Source organism: Fluviicola chungangensis, from assembly GCF_007558725.1.
In the GTDB taxonomy this organism is placed as follows: Bacteria; Bacteroidota; Bacteroidia; order Flavobacteriales_D; family Crocinitomicaceae; genus Fluviicola; species Fluviicola chungangensis.
Map to the genome: position 1 here is coordinate 47,776 of NZ_VLPL01000006.1, position 21,216 is coordinate 68,991.

Below are 21,216 nucleotides of genomic sequence, written 5' to 3' on the forward strand. Positions count from 1 at the left end.
GACATCCGGATATTAAGACTTTTAATAGAATTACAGTCTTAAAAGACTAAAGTCAAATCATAAAAATCTAAATAAAAAGCTATGAGTTCGCAACAAGATTTAAATAACAAACTGAATCGTCTTTTGGCGACCTACCAGGTCCATTATCAAAATCTCCGTGCAATTCACTGGAATATAAAAGGGACCAACTTCTTTGAATTGCATTTGAAATACGAAGAGTTATACACCCGGACACAAGTCATTATTGATGATCTGGCGGAGCGGATCCTGACTTTAGGAATCACCCCTCTCCATCGTTTGGAAGATTACCTGAAGAACAGTGATTTAAAAGAAAATATAACCATTCATGATGGTAAAGAAGGAATGACATACATTTTAAACGCTCAGGAAACAATCTTAAAACTGGAGCGTGAAATCTTAACCGAATCAGCTGATTTGGAAGATGAGGGAACCAATGCCATGATGAGTGACTTGGTTCGTGAAAAGGAAAAAACAAACTGGATGTTTGCAGCATGGCTGGGAAAGTGATTTAGGTATTAGGACATCAGGATTTCAGGACATTAAGACGTGAAGAAATTCTTAATTCTCCTCAACCTGATATATGTCATAGGAAAGTATTCAATTCTTTCCGAAAATTGAAGTAGCAACTAAAATTAATTTCAGGATCAAGGCATTCAGACTTTAAGAACAAAATCAAAGTCTGGATGTCTTAAGATCCCAAGGTCTTAAAATCTTAATAAATAAAAACAAATAAAAAATGAGTGTAGTAGGTAAAAAATTCCCTTCGGTATTAGTGAATGCAATGGATGAAATGGGAGATACTTTTCAAATGGATGTATTGAAACATGCAATCGAAAACAAGAAGAAAATTGTATTGTTTTGGTACCCGAAAGATTTCACCTTCGTTTGTCCGACAGAAATTCATGCTTTCCAAGAGGCTTCTGCTGAGTTTGCAAAACGCAACACGTTGGTAATCGGAGCATCTTGTGATACAGCAGAAGTTCACTTTGCGTGGTTAAATACACCAAAAGACAACGGTGGTATTGAAGGTGTTAAATTCCCATTGATTGCAGATTCAACACGTCGTTTGGCTGAAGAATTGGATATTTTGGATTTTGATCCGTACGATGAAGATTCTACAGGTGATAATGTCACATACCGTGCAACGTATTTAATTGACGAAGAGGGAACTGTTTTCCACGAGTCGATTAATCACATGCCGGTAGGCCGTAACGTTCAGGAATACCTTCGTTTGGTTGATGCGTACACACACGTTCAGACACACGGTGAAGTTTGTCCTGCAAACTGGGAAGAAGGGAAAGACGCTATGAAAGCGAACCTGACAAGTACAGCGGAATATTTAAGCAGAAACTAAGAAATCATGTTTACAGAGTTAACGGAAGACAACTTAGAGCAGTTATTGAGCAGCCATCCAAAGGTGATGGTTCAATACGGAGCATCCTGGTGCGGGAACTGTAAGATCACGAAGCCAAAGTTTAAGCGCATGGCAGAGGAAAATCCGGATATCGAATTTTACTACGTGGACGCAGAGAAATTACCGAACTCACGTAAGTTTGCCGATGTTTCCAACCTGCCTACTTTCGCCGGCTTTGTAGGAGGAGCATTGGTAAAACAAGCCCAGGGTAATAAAGTAGAAATCATTCAAGAGATCAGAGATGCGGTTGCCGGTAATTAAACACATGGTAGCTTTCATTGAGCAAAACGATGAAGACTACGTGAACGAAACCATCGAGACGCTGGAGCATCTCATTGATGCACCCGGACTGAAAGATGAAGAGTTGGATGTAATCGGCGAATTGCTTTCCAATTTTTCGGGGGCGCTTGAAGTCCATAAGGAAATCAAAGCCGGTAAATCTCAGAAAGATGCACTGAATGAGTTTATGAAGCGGGTTACCGGCTCCATTGACAAATAAATTGAAAGGTCCTCGAAAGAGGGCCTTTTTTTTGAAACAACGCGTTCAAAAAATTCCAATCGGTGACCTTTTAAACGTTTGAATTATTTTAAACCTGGGATCAATCCTTCTTAACCCTTACCGCAGTTGGTCCGCGCTGGCCTTTTTCAACTTCGAAGCTCACTCTGTTTCCTTCTGTAATTGCTTCGCTCAATTGATTTGCATGGACAAAAATGCTATCGCCGGACGTTACATCTTTAATGAAGCCATATCCTTTGGAGTCGTTGTAAAAAGTAACCACCCCTTTACGCACTTTATCTTCCGGTTCCACATCTTCTCTTTTCGGAACACCGATTACGATATCCTCTGCATTGAACTCTAGACGTTTGGAATGGTCCGGCGGAGTCGTTGTCTGATTTCCATTTTCGTCAATATAAACGATCATATCTTCAAAGCTAGCTTTTCCGTTTTCTTTGCGCTCAAGCATCTTTTTTTCTTTGTCTTTGCGCTTTTTGTCTTTTTTGTTTTGAATCTCTTTTTTATTAAAAGTCTCTTGTGATCTTGCCATTTACTATTTTAAAATTTCTACTTTGATAAAATAAAAAAGAGTTTATTCGCCAGCCGACGAACAAACTCTTTCGTTCATTTATTAAAATCAATTATTGGATTACGCGAACGTTTACTGCGTTCACTCCTCTTTTACCTTCTTCTAATTCGAATTCTACTTGGTCACCTTCGCGGATTTCATCAACTAATCCTGATACGTGTACGAAGTGGTCTTTTGCGGAGTCATCTTCTTTAATAAAACCAAATCCCTTAGTTTCATTGAAGAACTTTACTGTTCCTTTGTTCATTAAACTTGTTATTAAATAAATACTTGGAACGAAGGTACGCTTAAAAATCAGTTATTCGACAAAATAAATGCGCTTTCGATTAAATTAACTTTTATACTGTACTCGTTTTTGACTGTTTTTTCAACTGTTTTTTGAGTTTATCTGGTTAAAACACACTTTTACCGAAACTTGAATCCCTAAGGGTTTCCCCTTGATTTTCGCTGTGATTACTGCTAATTATCGAAATCATTTTTAGTTTTGTTTCTATATGGTTAAGCGTTTATTCTCTTTTTTATACTTATATTTGTTTCACAATTAAATTAAACATTCACTGATGACGAAACCGCTCTTTACAATTTCCTTTTACAGGCCTGCGTTCAAATTGCGCATACGTTATCATTTGTCACATTGTAACTTTTAAACAAATAATAACTATGTCTACTGAACCATTTATCGGAGAAGTAAAACTTTTCGGTTTTAATTTCGCTCCAAAGGGCTATGCAACTTGCCAAGGGCAAATCTTATCAATTGCACAAAACACTGCACTTTTTTCATTACTCGGGACAACTTACGGAGGTAATGGGACAACAACTTTTGCGTTACCGGATTTACAAGGCCGTGTTCCAATCGGTCAGGGTCAAGGACCAGGCCTTCCATATTACTCAATGGGAGAAGTTGCAGGAACTACAACCACAACTCTTTTAACAAGTAACATGCCTCCACACGTTCACACGTTGAACAGTGTAAGAGTACAAGTTAAGGCTTCCTCAGGCACAGCAACTGAACAAGGTGCAGATGGAACCTTTCCTGCTACAACAGTTACCGCTGCTTATGCAGATTCAGCTTCTCCGAATGTATTTACAGGAGGAACTCAAATTACCGGGACAACTGATATTACAGGAGGAGGACAGCCATTCAGCATTCAAAATCCTTATTTGTGCATGAATTATTCCATTGCACTTCAGGGGATTTTCCCGAGTCGTAACTAATTTTTTTACTTACTCTAATTAGATTGAATTATGTCTACAGAACCATTTATAGGAGAAGTAAAACTTCTTGGATTTAATTTCCCTCCTTTGGGTTATATGACTTGCCAGGGACAACTGCTTTCAATTGCGCAGTATACAGCCTTGTTTTCATTGATCGGAACTACTTATGGTGGGGACGGTCAAACTACTTTTGCACTTCCTGATTTGCAGGGACGTATGCCAATAGGGCAAGGCAATGGTCCTGGTTTACCTGCTTATGATATGGGAGAAGCTGCCGGAAACACCTCTGTAACGCTTACAACTGCTAATATGCCACAGCATATTCATACACTTGTAAATATGCATGTTCAGATAAAAGCATCTTCTGGAGCTGCAGGTGAGCAGGGAGCGGACGGAACATTTCCTGCCACTACCGTTACTGCTGCATACGCTGATTCTGCTTCAGCAAATGTATTTACCGGAGGAACCCAGGTATCAGGAACTACAGATATTGCTGGATCCGGTTACCCCTTTGGTGTTTTGAATCCCTTCTTATGCATGAATTTTTCAATTGCAGTGGAAGGTATTTTTCCAAGTCGAAATTAATAAACGATAGGAGTGCTTTAATAAGGCACTCCTTTTTTATAACAATATAATGCAACAAACGATTGGTCTGCTTTTACCACGCTCAACTTATTATACCGGGTTGAGTTTTGATTTATTTGAAGGAGTTCGTGCTTCTTTGAAACAGCTGGAACGAGATGATATTCGAGTTGTTACTGAGAACATTGGATTCGGTACAGACAAGCAATTATGTTATAAAGCAGCAGAAGAACTGATTATGCATGAAAATGCGACTGTTATCCTTGCCTATATCGGACATCGTATGGCTCAGGTTCTCAGGCCTTTATTTCAAGCTGCCAACCGTCTGTTGATTGTTTTGGATGCCGGAGCAAACGCACCACATGAATGGCCCGAGACACCGAACATCATCTATCATTCCTTCCACAATACCTTTGGCTCCTGGTTAACTGCCAAACGAGCAGTTAATGATGGTTTTTCACAAGGTGGAATGGTTACCGGGTATTACGACGGCGGATATCTTCAAACCTGGGGAATTTGCAGTGGTTTTACAGAAGCAGGAGGAAATATTTCCTTTAATCATTCAACGGGCTACAATAAAAATGATTTTTCGATGCTCCCGCTAAAGGAACATACCGAAAACCATCCAAACGGAGCTTTATTGAGTATTTTCAGCGGGGACTATGTTCAATGGTATTTTGAATGCTTGAAAGAAGTCTTCGGTGAGAATCATCTTCCGGTGTACCTCCCTCCTTTTGCATGTGAGGAAACAATGTTAAAAAACGCCGTTCATCCAGGCGGACTTATTAAAGGAATTGCTGCATGGTCCTATCATTTAGACAATTCTGCAAACAAGATCTTCATTGCATCTATTGAATCCAGCGGACGAACAGCTAACTTATTCTCACTATTGGGATGGGAAGGAGCAATCATCGGTGCTGAGGCAGTAAATCTGATGTCGGCACACAAAAATAACGTTGCTTTCGTTGCTGACACACTAAATGATTTCTCCTTTGAAGGACCTCGTGGAAAAGTTTATTTTCATGCACCAACCCGCCACACACTGGCCCCCATGTATGAAACAAACATCCAAAGCAATGGAAACAATGGCTGCTCAGTGGTTGTTGAAAAACAGATTAATGAAACCGTTGCGGATTTTGAAGCATTTATCGCATTGCCAATGAAAGATGCTATATCCGGTTGGTACAATAGTTATACCTGTATCTGATGGAACTGAAACGTATACTTGTTCTTTGCGGAGGTAAATTCGCCTTTCCTTCTCTTCAAACACTTGGAGTGGAAAAATTCCTATGTGGAATTGGCATTGGAAAAGGAGAAAAGGGAATCCTTTCAATTTTGGATCAGGAAAGTAAAAATAGTGGTTTGCCATACATGTCTTTTCCTACGAAAGAAAGCCTTTCACATTTACGAAATTGGATCGACGAAATTCAACCGGATTACATTTTCAGCATCTCATTCCCCTTCCTTCTCTCGGAAGAAGTTCTCTCCTATGGAGAAGATAAATTCATCAATTTCCATCCTGGTCCGCTTCCTGAATACAGAGGGCCGATGCCTCTTTTTGAAGTATTACGTTACCAGGAAAAAGAAACAGCGGTAAGTGTACACTTCATGAGTGAAGAATTTGATGACGGGGCCATTATTTTAAAAGAGACATTACCCATTTCCAAAAACGAAACTTATGGAGAACTGGCAATCAAATTGAGCTCCCGGACAGCGATGGTTGCCCTCAATATTGCACAAATGCTTCAATATGCATCAACTATCCCCCGTACTGCACAAGATGAAAACAAAGCACGGTATTTTGAAAAACCGGAAGCTATTGACACATTTATACAATGGAACAGAATGCCGGCAGACGAAATTATTGCATTGATCAATGCATGTAATCCGTGGAATCAAGGAGCTGATGCTATCTTATTTGGCAGAAGTGTTAAACTACTTGCCGCAACACTATCCGATGAACTGCACTCGGAACTACCCGGAAAGGTATTACAACTCACTCAATCAGGATCAATAGCTGTTTCCTGTATCGATCAAAAAGTTATTCATATTCAAATTGTAGCAGGAGATTTCGGTATTCTAGCAGCAGAGCGATTTATAAAAACCACATCAATTCCTGAATACATTCTTAATTAACACTCAAAAACAAATAGCTATATACTACTAATAACTAATAATGTAAAAATGAAAAAAATGAAATTTTTAACTCTTATCACTTTGCTCTTTACTGGTTTCAATGGAATCGCACAGACGCAATTCTGGTCGGATGATTTTGAAGATGCAGGGTCACCTTCATCTGGTTCCAGAACTCTTTCACTTTCGGAGTTCTACTGCACTGGTGCAGCTTATTTTACCAGAACAACCGGATCTTCACCAGCTATTAATGCTGCTTATTCGGGTTTTGCAAACAGCAAGTTTTTTGCCGCTGCTGATATTGACAGAGGTCCCACTTGTAGCAGTAACAGCATTAGTCCTGGCCAGTCAATTACCTGGTCTTCCATAAACATTTCCGGTAAAAGCGGATTGTCTTTCAAGGGTTTCTTCGGTGCCGAAAGTTCTGCTGTTTTTCAGGGATTATTTTTTGCAAACTCTACCAACAATTTCACCATGGATTCGATGGCTATCGAATACAGAATAGACGGAGGCGCATGGCAAAAAATAATTGGTATTTATCCGAATGACGCAACGGCATCCGGCGGTAGGTTTGCATTAGATACCGATAATAATAGAATAGGAGATGGAACTCTTTTAGGAAATACGCTAAGTGAGTTTTCTGCAAATATCAGTGGTACGGGAACAACTTTGGATTTACGTTTTGATATTTTCCTTAATAACGGAGCTCCCGGATCAATATCGATTGACAACTTCCGTCTCTTCGAAACACCTTCCTGTACAGCCCCTGTTATAACTGCCAACCCACCAAACAGAAGCATTTGTGTCAATGGAAATACAACTTTCACAGGCGCTGCAACAGGTGCAACTGCCCTCCAATGGCAGGTAAACACTGGATCAGGTTTTACAGATATTACCAACGGAGGTGTTTATTCGAATGCAACAACAAACACACTGACAATCATCGGTGCAACTGCAGGAATGAACGGGTATCAATACCGCCTGGTAGCAATTAACGGTGTCGCTTCCTGCTTTACGAATTCGAACGCAGGAACTTTAAACATCTCAAATATTACCTCTTCTTCAGCTCAAAATAATGTATCGTGCAATGGAATTTCCAACGGTTCTGCTGCTGTCTCACCAACCGGAGGAATCGGATCATATACTTATAGCTGGTCTCCATCCGGTGGTACGGCTTCGATTGCTACCGGTTTGTCTGCTGGAAGTTATACCGTAACCATTACCGATGCAATTTCGTGTCAAATCACCAAAAATTTCACCATTACTCAGCCTCCTGTTCTCAACGGAACAACCGTGGTGACAAATGTTACGTGTTTCGGTGGAAATACGGGTGCTATTAACCTCACTCCTTCAGGTGGAACTCCGGGCTATACCTTTAACTGGGTAAGTGGACCAACCACAGAAGACAGAACTTCGCTTACAGCCGGATCTTACTCCGTAACCATTACAGATGCAAACGGATGTACCAAAACGGTTTCATCAATTACTGTTACACAACCGGCTGCTGCCATTTCAGGAACAACAGTTGTTACGAATGTAGCTTGTAACGGGGGAAATACAGGTGCTATTAACCTCACCCCGACAGGTGGTGTAGGACCGTATACCTTTAACTGGGGCGGTGGTGTCACTGCAGAAGACAGAACTTCGCTTACGGCAGGGTCCTACTCCGTAACCATTACTGATGCAAACGGATGTACTGGAATCGTAAACGCAACTGTTACTCAACCTACTGCCATTTCAGGAACTACGGTTGTAACCAACGTTGCCTGCAACGGTGGAAATACTGGTGCAATCAATCTTACTCCGACAGGTGGTGTAGGACCGTATACCTATAACTGGGGTGGTGGTGTGACTACGGAAGACAGAACTTCACTTACTGCAGGAGCATACTCCGTAACCATTACAGATGCAAACGGATGTACTGGAACCGTAAACGCAACTGTTACTCAGCCTACAGCCATTTCAGGAACTACGGTTGTAACGAATGTAGCTTGCTTCGGCGGAAACACAGGCGCTATTAATCTCACACCGACAGGTGGTGTTGGTCCATATACTTACAACTGGGGAGGTGGAGTAACTTCGGAAGACAGAACTTCGCTTACTGCAGGATCATACTCCGTAACCATTACAGATGCAAACGGATGTACCGGAACTGTTAGTCCGACGGTCACACAACCGGCTGCTGCCGTTTCAGGTACAACTGTTGTAACCAACGTTGCTTGTAACGGAGGAAACACAGGTGCAATTAACCTCACTCCAACAGGTGGTGTCGGGCCATATACTTTCAACTGGGGGGGTGGTGTAACTACGGAAGACAGAACTTCGCTTACCGCAGGATCATACTCCGTAACCATTACAGATGCAAACGGATGTACCGGAACTGTTAGTCCGACAGTCACACAACCAACAGCTATTTCATTAACGGCTTCTTCTCAAACAAACGTTTCCTGTAACGGAGGCGCAAACGGGGCTGCCGCAGTAAATGCTGCAACAGGAGGTGCCGGTGGGTATACTTACAACTGGACGCCTGGAAACCCAACAGGTGACGGAACAACTTCCGTAACCGGGCTGACTGCCGGAACATGGACATGTACCGTAACAGATGCAAATGCGTGTGTGGCTTCAGTGAACTTCACGGTTACTCAACCAACAGCTATTTCATTAACAGCTGCTACACAAACAAACGTTTCCTGTAACGGAGGCGCAAACGGAGCTGCCGCAGTAAATGCTGCAACAGGAGGTGCCGGTGGGTATACTTACAACTGGACGCCTGGAAACCCAATCGGGGACGGAACGACTTCCGTATCCGGATTGACTGCCGGAACATGGACATGTACCGTAACCGATGCAAACGCGTGTGTGGCTTCAGTTAACTTCACGGTTACTCAACCAACAGCTATTTCGTTAACAGCTGCTTCGCAAACTAACGTTGCTTGTAACGGTGGTTCAACCGGTGCGGCGGCTGTAAATGCTGCAACAGGTGGTGCCGGCGGATATACTTACGACTGGACTCCGGGAACTCCAACAGGTGATGGAACTGTTTCAGTAACAGGTCTTGCTGCAGGAACATACACCGTAACAGTAACGGATGCGAATGCATGTACTGCTTCTCAGTCATTCACTATTACCGAGCCAACAGCTATTTCGTTAACTGCTTCTTCTCAAACAAATGTTTCCTGTAACGGAGGCGCAAACGGTGCAGCGGCTGTAAATGCTGCAACAGGCGGTGCCGGCGGGTATACTTACGACTGGACTCCGGGGAATCCAACCGGTGATGGAACTGTTTCAGTAACAGGTCTTGCTGCAGGAACATACACCGTAACAGTAACGGATGCGAATGCATGTACTGCTTCTCAGTCATTCACTATTACCGAGCCAACAGCAATTTCGTTAACGGCTGCTTCGCAAACTAACGTTGCTTGTAGCGGTGGTTCAACCGGTGCGGCGACTGTAAATGCTGCAACAGGTGGTGCCGGCGGATATACTTACGACTGGACCCCGGGAACTCCAACAGGTGATGGAACTGTTTCAGTAACAGATCTTGCTGCAGGAACCTATACTGTAACAGTAACGGATGCGAACGCATGTACTGCTTCTCAATCATTCACTATTACCGAGCCAACTGCTATTTCGTTAACAGCTGCTTCTCAAACTAACGTTGCTTGTAACGGTGGTTCAACCGGTGCGGCAACTGTAAATGCTGCAACAGGCGGTGCCGGCGGATATACTTACGACTGGACTCCGGGAAATCCAACAGGTGACGGAACGACTGCTGTAACAGATCTTGCTGCGGGAACCTATACTGTAACAGTAACGGATGCAAATGCATGTACTGCTTCTCAGTCATTCACTATTACCGAGCCAACTGCTATTTCGTTAACAGCTGCTTCGCAAACTAACGTTGCTTGTAACGGTGGTTCAACCGGTGCGGCGACTGTAAATGCTGCAACAGGCGGTGCCGGCGGATATACTTACGACTGGACTCCGGGAAATCCAACAGGTGACGGAACGACTGCTGTAACAGATCTTGCTGCGGGAACCTATACTGTAACAGTAACGGATGCAAATGCATGTACTGCTTCTCAGTCATTCACTATTACCGAGCCAACCGCTATTTCCATAACAACAGATTCTCAAACAGACGTATCTTGTAATGGTTCTACTGATGGAGCAGCTTCCATCAACGCACCTGTAGGCGGTACTCCTGGTTACACATACGACTGGGCTCCGGGAACTCCAACCGGTGACGGAACGGCTTCTGTAACAGATCTTGCTGCAGGAACCTATACTGTGACTGTAACAGATGCAAACGGATGTACGGCTGACCAAACATTTACGATTACACAACCGGCAGCAATCACGAATTCGTTTAGTGCATCAGATTGTGACAGCTATACCTGGAACTCACAGACATATACCACAAGTGGTACTTATACACAAGTATTAACAAGTGCTTTGGGATGTGACAGTACGGTAACATTGAATTTGACTTTGAACTTTTCCACTTCAGAGACTCTTAATGTAACAGCGTGTGAAAGTTATACACTAAACAGTCAAACTTACACTACCAGCGGAACTTTCACGCAGACATTGAGTAATGCTTTGGGTTGCGACAGTACTATTACTCTTAATTTGATCATCAATACTGCTGATGCTGATACAACTGTTGTAACGGCATGTGATTCTCTGGTTTGGAATGGTCAAACATTCACTACCAGCGGTTTCTATACCATGTCATTCACGAACATGAATGGTTGTGACAGTATTGAAAACCTGGATCTGACAATTGTTCCGTCTCCAGTAGCAGGAATTACTTCATTAGATGTAATTACTTTACAGGCTTCGGGAACAGGAACGTATCAATGGATCACATGTGCCGGACAGGAACTGACAGGTGAAACAAACGCCACTTTTACAGCAACTTCCAATGGATCTTATGCTGTAGTAGTTTCAAACGGTTCATGCAGCGATACATCTGACTGTGTGGTGATCAGCCATGTCGGATTGAATGAATACAAGGGTTCATTTGGGGTTACTCTAACACCGAACCCAACACAGAACAATGTGAAAGTCACTTTTACAGGTTCGAATGAAGCATCCATTATCATCTACGATGCAAAAGGAAAAGTTGTGATGTCTGTTGACCATGCTCAAACAGGAGAAGTGCTTTCAGTTGAAGCCTTCGAAAGAGGAGTTTACCTAGTTCACATCGTAACTAATTCAGGTAGTCATACCGAACGATTAGTGAAACAATAATTCACAAAAAATACGGAAAGCGGCGGTTTATCTATTGAACCGCCGCTTTTATTTTACATTTTTTTCTACCTCGCACTCCTATTTTTAATTCAATACATAGGTACAGAGGACAAATAAACTTATTTTAGCCGGGCTATGACAAAAAAGAAATCTTCCCCCGTTAAACAATCCCCGAATAAAGTAACTCCCTTACCATCTGCCGACCTTTCCCGGTTGATGCAACGCAGACTTTTCTGGATGTTGTCCATTGCTGCATTTATCCTATTCGGATCTACCATTCAATATGGGTTTGTATTGGATGATTTAGCAGTGATTGAAAATAATCGCTTTGTGCAGGATGGTTTCGGTGGAATTCCCGATTTACTCTCAACTTTTTATTGGAAAGGATTTTGGAATGCCAATGCAGGATTGTACCGCCCATTATCCATGGTGATGTTTGCCATTGAATGGGCCATTTCCCCTAATAATCCTGCAATCCATCATTTTGTCAATGTGTTGCTTTATGCATTGACTATCGGATTACTTTTTAAACTCCTGCTGAAATTACTTCCCGGTTATTCTGTCTGGGTCTCATTTTCCATCGCCCTTATCTTTATGGTCCACCCGAGTCATACGGAAGTGGTTGCCAATATAAAAAGCCGGGATGAAATCCTTTGTTTCCTTTTTTTCCTACTTACTTTTCTGAGCTTGTTGAACATCCGGGATGGAAAACGAACGGACCTTATCAAACCGGCTGTTTTATTCCTTGCCTGTTTGCTATCCAAAGAAGCGGGGATCATGTACTTACCCGTTTTGGGACTTTATTTTTGGATGCTTCGAAAAGAATCAGTTGGTTCCACCTTCAAAAAACTGCTTCCTCTGCTCCTTATTTCGGGTGCCTGGTTGATTTTACACCAGCTGGTTATTCATTCCGACCCTACTCCACCGATTCAGTATTCTTATCATGACAACTCCCTTGTTGCCTGTGAGAATGGCTCACGTGTTGCTACCGGGATAGGAATTTTAGGCCGCTATTTATTGGAAAGCATCGCTCCATTCAAACTAAGCTATGATTACTCTTACAATCAGCTTCCATGTTTGAGCTTTACTTCACTTCCGGTTATTGGTACTTTGTTGGCAGTAATCTTCTGTGCGCTGGTAGTTATCAAAACCCACAGATCACGGCCTGAGATCGCTTTTGGAATTCTCTTTTTCTTTATTACCATTGCCCTGGTGACGAATATCTTTTCACTGATCGGAACTACGTACGCCAATCGGTTGATTTATACTCCTTCTTTGGGAATCATTATTTCGGTTGTTATTGGAGTATTTACCTTATTTAAATCCCAACAAACCGAAAAATGGCAGTCGACTGCCTTTCTTATTTCAACTTTGGCAGCAATTCTATTTAGCATCCAAACAATTCAGCGCAACAAAGCCTGGGAATCGAACAGCACGCTTTTCACTGCGGATCTTCAAAATAGTCCGAACAGTGCCCGGGTCCAATTCAATTACGGAGTTTTGAAAATGAATACGGAGCAATCAGACTCTTCAGCCATGCGGCAACAATGGCAACTTGCTGCTTCCAGTTTCAAAAAAGCCATTTCCCTTGATTCACTGGATGCGAATTCCTATACAAATTTAGGCGTTGTCTGCTACCGACTGAATGAATTGGATCAATCCGTGAGGTACACCCAAAAAGCAATTACTCTCAATCCGGATGACCCTTCGCTCTACGGCAACCTGGGCGATGCTTACTTCGCACTGAAAGAGTACGAAAAAGCGGCAAACACATTCAAACAGGTCATCGGTTGGAAAGATGCTACAATCGGTCATTACAAACGATACGGAATTTCCCTGTTTAGCCTGAAACGCTATCCTGAATCGGTTGCTGTATTCAAGAAAGGAATCCAAAAATTCCCCAATGACACTGAAATGGCTTCGAACCTGGGAAGTGCATACGGTGCCGCGGCCAATTACAATGAGGCCGGCCGGGTATTTGAAGGGATTTATAGCAGAGATTCTTTGAATGTGAATGCTTTGAGACTCCTGATCTTGTCTTATGAACAGGCAGGGAACAGGGAAAAAGTGGCTCAATACAGCGGCCTTCTAAAATGAGAGATTTTCTTTGTTGATCCTAAAGTTTGAACTTCAATTCATGTGAATACCCGTTAAAAAAGGGGACTCAGTTTAGAGCGCAAAGATTTACATCTTACCTGTGTTAAATACATAATTTTCCTCGGTTTAAGTCTCTTTTTTATTTGATTCGTTTCTATTATCTTCGAAGAAATCGGTCATTATGAATACCATTTCTTATTTTGAAATTCAATCTTCTGATCCAAACAGGGACAAAGCATTCTATGGATCATTATTCGGATGGAAATTTGTAAAGGAAGAATTCGTACCTATCGAATACTATCGCATAGAAACGAACAATATGTATGGCGGTCTATTGAAACGCCCGACCCAAATCCCGCCAGCGGAATATGGAACGAATGCTTTTACTTGTTCCATTGAAGTGAGCAGTTTTGACGAAACAGCAGCTTTGATCTTAAAATTGGGAGGTCGGGTGGCTTTACCCAAATTTGCAATTCCGGGAAGATGCTGGCAAGGATACTTTATTGATTTGGATAATAATACGTTTGGGATTTTTGAAGTGGATGAACAAGCAAAGTAAAAGAAGAGGAACTAACTAAATTCCCCTCCTCGCTTTGTTTATCTGCACTCAAAAAATGAATGGTGATTTAGCTGGCGATTAATTTCAACAATCGCAAATGCATCTGGATCAAAGTCAGATTTTGCAGTGCGATTTTTGTGGTGTTGGATGCCAGATCAATTGAACTGATTTCAAACACCAAATCTTTTTGCCCGGGATAAGCAGTTCTCAATCTTCCATTGATCTGTTCTGTCAGCTTACACACATCATCCCATTTATGCTGAATATTTGCATTCAAAATACGCGACATTGCTTCTTCTTTCGGTAATCTGGCAAAGGCTTCATCTTCCGGCATCGCATCGTATTCCTGCTTTGTCAATTTAGCAGAGCTTCGAATAATCATGGATTTCAGACTGATGATTTCCTCGTTTAGTTTCATGACCTGTCTCTGCAATGCTTTTACATCCTCCCGATTCACTGATATAACCTTTGATTGATCCATCTTTTGAACTTCTTCATTCAGCAAACGGTAAGCCTGTCTGGAAGATTCTTCCACCCTGGTAGAATATCCCAGATTATACATTGCGAATAACAATCCTCCACATCCCATCATTAAGACGGAGTTAACAGTGGCATTGAAACGCAGTTCCGGTCTTCTAACCCGTGTAAAGAAATACAAGGGAACATAAACAAAGGTAAATGAAACCAAACCCGAAAGCATGAGTATATTCGCCCCTGGCCAATGCATCATTTTAAATAGAAAACCCAATGAGGCAACGATTCCCACTAAAAATCCGAAACTTAAAACGAGTTTATCTGTTTTGGATCCCTCATCCCTGAATTTAAGGGCAATCATCAGCGGAAGAAAGATTAAGCTGAAAATAGCGATTCCCAATACAAAGCTAACTCCGGCACCAGGCCAGTGCATGACTTTAAAAACGGATCCCAAAAGGGTGAAAACGGCCGCTAAAAGGCCCGAAATATTTACTGTTTTTTTCATGGCGTAAAAATGTTTGAAGGTTAATAACAATTCTGTTTCCTCCTGAATTTCACGCAAGTTGTCGTTGAAAAATCGAGGCAAGAGCCTTTGAAAGAACTGGTCAAAGTTGTCTGTTTCAGACATTTCATTCTCGATAATACAGCACATGTGATCCAGTAGGTTCCATTGCAGATCTTCAATAGTAACCCCACGTGCTTCAATTTCACGAAGAATAAAATCAACTTGCTCGTCCGAAACTTTAACCATTTCCAGTTCTTGGCTCTAAATCCAACAGAAACTTCATGGTATTCATGAAATCCACCAACTCGTTTACTTTCTCTTTGGCTGTCGACTGTCCTTTTTCAGTGAGCGTATAGTATTTGCGTACCCTCTTACCGATGAAGACTTCTTCCGTTTGCAATTCGCCTTGTGACTCAAGCGCATGCAAGGTTGGATAAAGTGCTCCCTCGGTAATCTGAATTTTCTCACCGGTGAGATCTTTGACACGTTGGGTAATTTCATAACCGTACATTCTGCCGTTGTCCTTGAGCAGATTGAGAACGATTGTTTTAAGCGTACCTTTTAAAAGTTCTGATGAATACATAGGACAAATATACATAAGAATTTTATGTATACAAATTTTTACCTAAGAAAATTAGGTATTAATTCTGTTATTTATATTAATCCATTATAAATCAATTGATTAAAAATCAAACAGCAGATATAAAAACATGTGCTCCTCTATTGTATCAAATCAACTTTTTTCTTAAATTAAATAAGAAAGTATTATTTATGGGAGCAAAAAAGAAACACATCTTCACGTATGAGACGAACCGGAATGCAGAATTGGGATTGGTGATTTCAGCATCAGCACGCATAGAAATTTTGGAATATCTGGATAATCACCAGATCATGAATATCCCGATGCTGGAACAATTTATACGGTTGCACAAAAAGACCTTGAACCATCATGTAAATCTGATAGAGCGAAGCGGATTGATAAAAGGTTTTTATTTGGGGAATACTTATTTCTGGTCAAAAAATGAAGATCTGCTTGAAGAATGGGATAAAATTCGTTGGGCTTTTACCACCCGTGGATAAGTGCAAGATTATCCACCACTTACCTAGGTAATTATCTAAATAGGTTATTTTAATGCAAGGACTAGCGCATTTCCTGAATATTTTCCTTATCGAAACTAGAATCAACCGGCTCCCACAATTCGATGCGGTTACCTTCCGGATCTAAAATGTGGACAAATTTACCGTATTCATACGTTTCTATGTCGTCACAAATCACTGTTCCTATTGTTTGAAGATGCACCAGCAAACTTTCGATTCCTTCTACCCGGAAATTGATCATTGCACGTTGGCTTTCCATTCCGAAATAATCGGATGTTTCAGGAAATACTCCGAGTTGTAAATACGCTCTTGGATCTGAGTTTCCATTAAACGAAAACAACACCCCGTAGTCATTCGGATTGAGTCCCAACGCTTCCTTATACCAGGTTATCATGGCTTTTTCGTCTTTAAACTTAAAGAAAATACCTCCGATTCCGATTGCTCTTCCCATTTGATCAAAATTTAGTGTTAAAGATGAGAAATTAAACTTCAATTCCAAACAGGTATTTCGAAATAAGCTACTTTTAGCACATGTCTAAGGAAGCTATTGTTATTGGCTCGGGAATTGCAGGGATCGCCTCAGCAATCCGATTAACAAAAAAAGGATATGCTGTTTCTGTCTTTGAAGCAAATTCCTACGCGGGTGGAAAACTCACCAGTATTCAATTGGGAAACTACCGTTTTGATGCCGGGCCTTCCCTCTTTACGCTTCCGCATTTAGTGGATGAATTGTTCACGTTATGTGGCAAAAATCCAAGGGATTATTTCGCTTATCAGCAACTCGACATACTTTGTCATTATTTCTATGAGGACGGAACGATTCTGCACGCCTTTTCGGACCAATCCAAATTTTTAAATGAGATCGAATCCAAACTCAATGTTGATTCAATGCCTTTGAAAAAATACCTGGAGCACAGTGCGTATCTATTTGAACGGACACGTCATTCATTTCTTGAAAAATCGCTGCATCAGTTCAGCACCTATCTTTCTTTGGATATCCTGAAAACAGTTTCTTCCATCCGGAAGCTGAATTTATTCGACAGCATGCACGAGGTGAACAATAAACGTTTGAACCATCCGAAGCTTATCCAGTTGTTTGATCGTTTTGCAACCTATAACGGATCCAGCCCATACAAAGCTCCGGGAGTCCTGAGCAGTATCCCACATTTGGAATTCGGTGTCGGATCCTATTTTCCAATAGAAGGAATGCATCACATTTTAACTGCCTGCATGACACTGGCTGAAGAAATCGGGGTCCGGTTCCATTTCAACGAACGGGTTAAAAACATTCAAACTGTCAATCGAAAAATCAAAGGAATAGAAACTGGAAAAGGTTTTTATCCGGCCGACCTGATCATCAGTAATTGCGATGTAAAACAAAGTTATAACCAACTAATTCCTGAGCACAAGTCTCCAAAAAAAACAATGAATCAGGAACCGAGCAGTTCAGCTCTTATTTTTTATTGGGGAATAAACAGATCCTTTCCTGAGTTGGATGTCCATAACATTCTGTTCAGTAACGACTACAAAAAGGAATTCGAAGCCATCTTCGAAGAAAATACTGTCAGTGAAGATCCCACCGTTTACATTCATGTTTCTTCCAAGGTCGTTACCGGAGATGCTCCTGAAGGAAAAGAAAATTGGTTCGTCATGATCAATGTTCCGGCAAATCAGGGGCAAGATTGGGAAAAACTTCGGACGTGCGTACGTAAAACCATCATTAAAAAGATGAATCGTATCCTGAAAACAGATATAGAATCCTTGATAGAAGAAGAAGATTATTTGGACCCGGTTCGTATATCAGATCGCACCAACAGCTTTGCAGGTGCTCTTTACGGAGCAAGTTCAAACAACCGGATGGCCGCCTTTTTTCGTCATCCGAATTTTTCCAAAATAAACGGACTCTATTTCGCCGGAGGAAGTGTTCATCCCGGTGGAGGAATTCCGCTTTGCCTGCTTTCCGCTAAAATTGCAACAGACTTAATCCCTAGCCTTTAATTACAAACAACGGAGACACCTTCGAAATCATCTTATTATTTGCGGACGATGCCTTCATTAATCAATCATCGACAAAAAAAGTAACCGCAAAGACAGAAAATTAAGATACCTTATTGCATTTCTTGTCAAATAACTTACATTTTCCGTGATATTAATAATCATATCAATGGTTTGTAAAATTATAAGGCACTCGAAAAGAGTTTACAATCCCATATGCAAGTCTTGCTTGTTTGACTAATTCAATTACTTGTAGGGTAGTTTCAAAACTTTTAGGATTAACACACATTGCGAACTCTTCCCTTTTGCCATTGGTATTTGAGTTTCGATCAACCCAAGTCAAAAAACAATCTGGTATATCTCCATTCTTTACATCATTTAGAAACTTAGGTTTCATTCGTTCGACAAACCAATTATAATCAACTGAATGTAAAAGAAAAGCCAACAGTCAAGTTGAAAAAAGATAAAAAGTCTGTTCCCCTGAAAAACCACATTTAGTGAAGATCCTTTCAAATTCAAGTACATCTAAGAAATCTTGCTTTATGGAAAGTCTTGATAAACTATCATCAAGTGCTTCATTTTTTTTGATAAAAATGCTCTGTATTTTTGATTTTATCTGAGAATTCTTTGACCAAGTAAGCTGGAGAATCAAAACCTTTGCTTCTAAGTTTGAGATTGTTGTCATGGCCTTGTTGATTCAATCTTTTCTTTTTCGTTAAAGGATTCGCCCATTTTAGCCCAATTAAATCCATCAATTTTTTATTAAAAAATGTAGGAGCACAAATTCGATGTGACCATGCAACTTCCATTGCAATTGATGTATTGTTAAGTTTATGATAGCAAAATGCCCTTAAATTTAAACTACCGTATTTTTTTTCTACTTTTTAAATGCTGTCAATGCCGCTTTGTATTTGGAAGCATCTACCCCCCAATTGATAGACAACATTACAATCTTTCCTATAATCAATTGTTAATTATTTAACAGTTGAATTCTTTGTTTTTACTCCTTTAAAAAATTCCGGATCAGCAAATTCACCGTGTCAGGCTGATCAAAACTTAAAAAGTGTCCTGCATTTTCAATTGTTCCGGTTTGGACATTTGGGAGCCATTTCTTCGCTTTATCCAAACACCGCTGATTGTTTATGATATCCTTATCTCCAATCAATACCAATACAGGCATACTTAATGTTTCCACAGATTTTCTGGAATAAGGTGTCATCTGAAAAATGCAGGAAGAAATAGCATCTTTCTCCGTACCCAGGTAATATTGATCAAAGTATGTTTTATTTATTTTGACACTTCGAACGGATAATCCCGACAGGATTTGACCCAATTTATCTTTGTCAGGAGAAATCGAATACGTGATATTGCTTAGCAAGGCGGAACTCGGCGGGATCCATGTAAATGTTTGAGCCGGGCTGAGCAATACCAGTTTCTTTATTTTTTCGGGTTTATTTAAAGTAACTGCCACGGCAAGCCAGCCACCACGCGAGCATCCCACTAAATAAACGGACTTCAGTCCAAGTTTTGAAAATACCTCATCGTACCAGTCTGCAATCTGCTTTTTATTTAACCGTTTGGTATTGCAGGTAGATTTTCCGGGCTCCAGCAAAAAATCAATCGCATACACACAATAATTTTTGGCCAGGGTTTTCATATTCGGATACCACATGGTAGAACTGGCATTCATCCCATGCAGTAGCACCACCGGCGGATTTTCCGATTTCCCGCAGATCAATACGTGTGCATTCCCGAATTGGGTGGGGACATCTTTCTCCCTGACCGGCAATTCAAATAATGAAAGCGTTTTGTTGTAGGCATTGATGTATTCACTGAGCGAATCATCATAAATGAATTCATCATCCTGCTCTGAACCTGAGATTTCATTCGTTTCTTCAGCATTTTTCCGTTTTCCTTTTATCGCATCTTTTTCATTTTTTTCTGACTTTTCATTTACTTGCCGACTACCATCCGAACAAAAAAAGAGAAGCGGTGTCAATAAGAACAAGGTGATCACAAATCCTACTGTGCGCATCATAAAAGCAACTATTTTTGTCTAATTTACCCGAAAAAAATGTGAACGCAATGGATAACAACAATCAAAAAGCAGTTGATTTATTCAACAAAATGGCAGATTCCTATCAGAAGCGTTTCTTCTCCGTAGACTGTTACAGCGAATCACTGAATAGTTTTCTTGCTTATTTAAGTGACCATTCGTCTGTTCTGGATGTGGCTTGCGGTCCCGGAAATATTAGCCATTTTTTACTGAAACAAAAACCCGGTTTAAAATTGCTGGGAATCGATTTGGCCCCCAATATGATTAATCTGGCGCGAATAAATAATCCAACGGCACAATTCCGGGTTTATGATGCCATGGAGATCGATCGGCTTGACTCCTCTTTTGATGCTATCATTATCGGATTTCTGTTTCCCTATCTTTCCGCCGAACAGGTAGAACTGTTTTTAATTAAAACATACGAAAAACTCTCCGATAACGGTATCGTCTATCTCAGCACCATGGAAGATCTATACGAAAATTCCCGATTAAAGGCATCAAGTACCGGGGAAGAATTAATGATGCATTATTACGAGGAAACATTCCTGGTTCGGTTACTGGAACAAATCGGTTTTCAAATCCTGTCCAAACACACACAACCCTTTGTTATTTCTGAAACTGAAACAGATACGGATCTGATCATTATTGCTCAAAAGAAAGGATTCTTTAAAAAAGAAGAGCCGGTATCAATGATCCCGGCCCAACAAAGGTTTAGTTAACGAAAAG

The 21,216-nt window shown here is 41.0% G+C and carries 21 protein-coding genes; 14 read left to right on the forward strand and 7 right to left on the reverse strand.

The window, feature by feature from the left end; genetic code table 11:
* Positions 1–81 precede the first annotated feature (81 nt).
* The 4 genes from FO442_RS12390 to FO442_RS12405 all read left to right on the forward strand — a co-directional run bounded on the left by FO442_RS12390 (position 82) and on the right by FO442_RS12405 (position 1,934).
* Positions 82–528 carry a Dps family protein gene (locus FO442_RS12390; RefSeq protein WP_144333518.1) on the forward strand — a complete coding sequence of 149 codons (447 nt, stop codon included), beginning with the start codon at positions 82–84 and terminating at the stop codon, positions 526–528.
* 229 nt (positions 529–757) lie between these two features.
* Positions 758–1,375, forward strand: a complete 618-nt coding sequence (locus FO442_RS12395) for a peroxiredoxin (RefSeq protein ID WP_144333519.1) — start codon at positions 758–760, stop codon at positions 1,373–1,375.
* A 6-nt stretch (positions 1,376–1,381) separates the two neighbouring features.
* Entirely contained in the window at positions 1,382–1,696 is a 315-nt protein-coding gene (locus FO442_RS12400) for a thioredoxin family protein (RefSeq protein ID WP_144333520.1), read from the forward strand.
* Positions 1,677–1,934 (forward strand): DUF6952 family protein, encoded by a 258-nt coding sequence (locus FO442_RS12405; protein WP_144333521.1) that lies wholly within the window; start codon positions 1,677–1,679, stop codon positions 1,932–1,934. The genes FO442_RS12400 and FO442_RS12405 overlap by 20 nt, the downstream gene beginning before the upstream one ends.
* A 100-nt stretch (positions 1,935–2,034) precedes the next feature.
* On the opposite strand, the gene FO442_RS12410 is transcribed toward FO442_RS12405, so the two are convergent.
* Both FO442_RS12410 and FO442_RS12415 read right to left on the reverse strand, forming a co-directional pair.
* On the reverse strand, positions 2,035–2,481 hold the full coding sequence (locus FO442_RS12410; protein ID WP_144333522.1) for a cold-shock protein: 447 nt from the start codon (positions 2,479–2,481) through the stop codon (positions 2,035–2,037).
* Between the two features lie 91 nt (positions 2,482–2,572).
* Positions 2,573–2,767 (reverse strand): cold-shock protein, encoded by a 195-nt coding sequence (locus FO442_RS12415; RefSeq protein ID WP_013684866.1) that lies wholly within the window; start codon positions 2,765–2,767, stop codon positions 2,573–2,575.
* Between the two features lie 413 nt (positions 2,768–3,180).
* On the opposite strand from FO442_RS12415, the gene FO442_RS12420 reads away from it, so the two are divergent.
* The 7 genes from FO442_RS12420 (at position 3,181) to FO442_RS12450 (ending at position 14,362) form a co-directional block, all read left to right on the forward strand.
* Positions 3,181–3,735, forward strand: a complete 555-nt coding sequence (locus tag FO442_RS12420; RefSeq protein ID WP_144333523.1) for a phage tail protein — start codon at positions 3,181–3,183, stop codon at positions 3,733–3,735.
* A 30-nt stretch (positions 3,736–3,765) separates the two neighbouring features.
* A complete protein-coding gene (locus FO442_RS12425; RefSeq protein WP_144333524.1) occupies positions 3,766–4,320 on the forward strand; it encodes a phage tail protein in 555 nt (184 codons plus the stop codon).
* 49 nt (positions 4,321–4,369) lie between these two features.
* Positions 4,370–5,524, forward strand: a complete 1,155-nt coding sequence (locus FO442_RS12430; RefSeq protein ID WP_144333525.1) for an ABC transporter substrate-binding protein — start codon at positions 4,370–4,372, stop codon at positions 5,522–5,524.
* A complete protein-coding gene (locus FO442_RS12435; protein ID WP_144333526.1) occupies positions 5,524–6,453 on the forward strand; it encodes a methionyl-tRNA formyltransferase in 930 nt (309 codons plus the stop codon). The genes FO442_RS12430 and FO442_RS12435 overlap by 1 nt, the downstream gene beginning before the upstream one ends.
* A 57-nt stretch (positions 6,454–6,510) precedes the next feature.
* Positions 6,511–11,706, forward strand: a complete 5,196-nt coding sequence (locus tag FO442_RS12440) for a T9SS type A sorting domain-containing protein (protein ID WP_186280099.1) — start codon at positions 6,511–6,513, stop codon at positions 11,704–11,706.
* A 135-nt stretch (positions 11,707–11,841) separates the two neighbouring features.
* The gene (locus tag FO442_RS12445; RefSeq protein ID WP_144333528.1) at positions 11,842–13,803 is read left to right on the forward strand and encodes a tetratricopeptide repeat protein; all 1,962 of its coding nucleotides are present in this window, start codon (positions 11,842–11,844) and stop codon (positions 13,801–13,803) included.
* A gap of 181 nt (positions 13,804–13,984) precedes the next feature.
* Positions 13,985–14,362 (forward strand): VOC family protein, encoded by a 378-nt coding sequence (locus FO442_RS12450; protein ID WP_144333529.1) that lies wholly within the window; start codon positions 13,985–13,987, stop codon positions 14,360–14,362.
* Positions 14,363–14,429: 67 nt separating this feature from the next.
* On the opposite strand, the gene FO442_RS12455 is transcribed toward FO442_RS12450, so the two are convergent.
* Both FO442_RS12455 and FO442_RS12460 read right to left on the reverse strand, forming a co-directional pair.
* A complete protein-coding gene (locus tag FO442_RS12455) occupies positions 14,430–15,587 on the reverse strand; it encodes a hypothetical protein (RefSeq protein ID WP_144333530.1) in 1,158 nt (385 codons plus the stop codon).
* Entirely contained in the window at positions 15,580–15,924 is a 345-nt protein-coding gene (locus FO442_RS12460) for a PadR family transcriptional regulator (RefSeq protein WP_222101995.1), read from the reverse strand. The genes FO442_RS12455 and FO442_RS12460 overlap by 8 nt, the downstream gene beginning before the upstream one ends.
* A gap of 188 nt (positions 15,925–16,112) precedes the next feature.
* Between FO442_RS12460 and FO442_RS12465 the strand changes: the two genes are divergently transcribed.
* Complete coding sequence (locus tag FO442_RS12465; RefSeq protein WP_144333532.1) at positions 16,113–16,421, forward strand: hypothetical protein; 309 nt, start codon at positions 16,113–16,115, stop codon at positions 16,419–16,421.
* 61 nt (positions 16,422–16,482) lie between these two features.
* Here FO442_RS12465 and FO442_RS12470 read toward each other — a convergent pair whose 3' ends face one another.
* Entirely contained in the window at positions 16,483–16,890 is a 408-nt protein-coding gene (locus tag FO442_RS12470; RefSeq protein ID WP_144333533.1) for a VOC family protein, read from the reverse strand.
* An 80-nt stretch (positions 16,891–16,970) separates the two neighbouring features.
* Here FO442_RS12470 and crtD point away from each other — a divergent pair, with 80 nt between their 5' ends.
* The gene (gene crtD / locus FO442_RS12475; protein ID WP_144333534.1) at positions 16,971–18,437 is read left to right on the forward strand and encodes a 1-hydroxycarotenoid 3,4-desaturase CrtD; all 1,467 of its coding nucleotides are present in this window, start codon (positions 16,971–16,973) and stop codon (positions 18,435–18,437) included.
* Between the two features lie 572 nt (positions 18,438–19,009).
* On the opposite strand, the gene FO442_RS12480 is transcribed toward crtD, so the two are convergent.
* Both FO442_RS12480 and FO442_RS12485 read right to left on the reverse strand, forming a co-directional pair.
* The gene (locus FO442_RS12480; RefSeq protein ID WP_144333535.1) at positions 19,010–19,243 is read right to left on the reverse strand and encodes a hypothetical protein; all 234 of its coding nucleotides are present in this window, start codon (positions 19,241–19,243) and stop codon (positions 19,010–19,012) included.
* A 191-nt stretch (positions 19,244–19,434) separates the two neighbouring features.
* The gene (locus FO442_RS12485; protein ID WP_144333536.1) at positions 19,435–20,472 is read right to left on the reverse strand and encodes an alpha/beta fold hydrolase; all 1,038 of its coding nucleotides are present in this window, start codon (positions 20,470–20,472) and stop codon (positions 19,435–19,437) included.
* Between the two features lie 47 nt (positions 20,473–20,519).
* Between FO442_RS12485 and FO442_RS12490 the strand changes: the two genes are divergently transcribed.
* Positions 20,520–21,209: a class I SAM-dependent DNA methyltransferase gene (locus tag FO442_RS12490; protein WP_144333537.1), complete on the forward strand. Its 690-nt coding sequence runs from the start codon at positions 20,520–20,522 to the stop codon at positions 21,207–21,209.
* Positions 21,210–21,216 lie beyond the last annotated feature (7 nt).

Coding starts and splice junctions, on each gene's coding strand:
- FO442_RS12390 (WP_144333518.1), top strand. CDS start 82: ATGAGTTCGCAACAAGATTTAAATAACAAACTGAATCGTCTTTTGGCG.
- FO442_RS12395 (WP_144333519.1), top strand. CDS start 758: ATGAGTGTAGTAGGTAAAAAATTCCCTTCGGTATTAGTGAATGCAATG.
- FO442_RS12400 (WP_144333520.1), top strand. CDS start 1,382: ATGTTTACAGAGTTAACGGAAGACAACTTAGAGCAGTTATTGAGCAGC.
- FO442_RS12405 (WP_144333521.1), top strand. CDS start 1,677: ATGCGGTTGCCGGTAATTAAACACATGGTAGCTTTCATTGAGCAAAAC.
- FO442_RS12410 (WP_144333522.1), bottom strand. CDS start 2,481: ATGGCAAGATCACAAGAGACTTTTAATAAAAAAGAGATTCAAAACAAA.
- FO442_RS12415 (WP_013684866.1), bottom strand. CDS start 2,767: ATGAACAAAGGAACAGTAAAGTTCTTCAATGAAACTAAGGGATTTGGT.
- FO442_RS12420 (WP_144333523.1), top strand. CDS start 3,181: ATGTCTACTGAACCATTTATCGGAGAAGTAAAACTTTTCGGTTTTAAT.
- FO442_RS12425 (WP_144333524.1), top strand. CDS start 3,766: ATGTCTACAGAACCATTTATAGGAGAAGTAAAACTTCTTGGATTTAAT.
- FO442_RS12430 (WP_144333525.1), top strand. CDS start 4,370: ATGCAACAAACGATTGGTCTGCTTTTACCACGCTCAACTTATTATACC.
- FO442_RS12435 (WP_144333526.1), top strand. CDS start 5,524: ATGGAACTGAAACGTATACTTGTTCTTTGCGGAGGTAAATTCGCCTTT.
- FO442_RS12440 (WP_186280099.1), top strand. CDS start 6,511: ATGAAATTTTTAACTCTTATCACTTTGCTCTTTACTGGTTTCAATGGA.
- FO442_RS12445 (WP_144333528.1), top strand. CDS start 11,842: ATGACAAAAAAGAAATCTTCCCCCGTTAAACAATCCCCGAATAAAGTA.
- FO442_RS12450 (WP_144333529.1), top strand. CDS start 13,985: ATGAATACCATTTCTTATTTTGAAATTCAATCTTCTGATCCAAACAGG.
- FO442_RS12455 (WP_144333530.1), bottom strand. CDS start 15,587: ATGGTTAAAGTTTCGGACGAGCAAGTTGATTTTATTCTTCGTGAAATT.
- FO442_RS12460 (WP_222101995.1), bottom strand. CDS start 15,924: ATGTATTCATCAGAACTTTTAAAAGGTACGCTTAAAACAATCGTTCTC.
- FO442_RS12465 (WP_144333532.1), top strand. CDS start 16,113: ATGGGAGCAAAAAAGAAACACATCTTCACGTATGAGACGAACCGGAAT.
- FO442_RS12470 (WP_144333533.1), bottom strand. CDS start 16,890: ATGGGAAGAGCAATCGGAATCGGAGGTATTTTCTTTAAGTTTAAAGAC.
- crtD (WP_144333534.1), top strand. CDS start 16,971: ATGTCTAAGGAAGCTATTGTTATTGGCTCGGGAATTGCAGGGATCGCC.
- FO442_RS12480 (WP_144333535.1), bottom strand. CDS start 19,243: ATGGAAGTTGCATGGTCACATCGAATTTGTGCTCCTACATTTTTTAAT.
- FO442_RS12485 (WP_144333536.1), bottom strand. CDS start 20,472: ATGATGCGCACAGTAGGATTTGTGATCACCTTGTTCTTATTGACACCG.
- FO442_RS12490 (WP_144333537.1), top strand. CDS start 20,520: ATGGATAACAACAATCAAAAAGCAGTTGATTTATTCAACAAAATGGCA.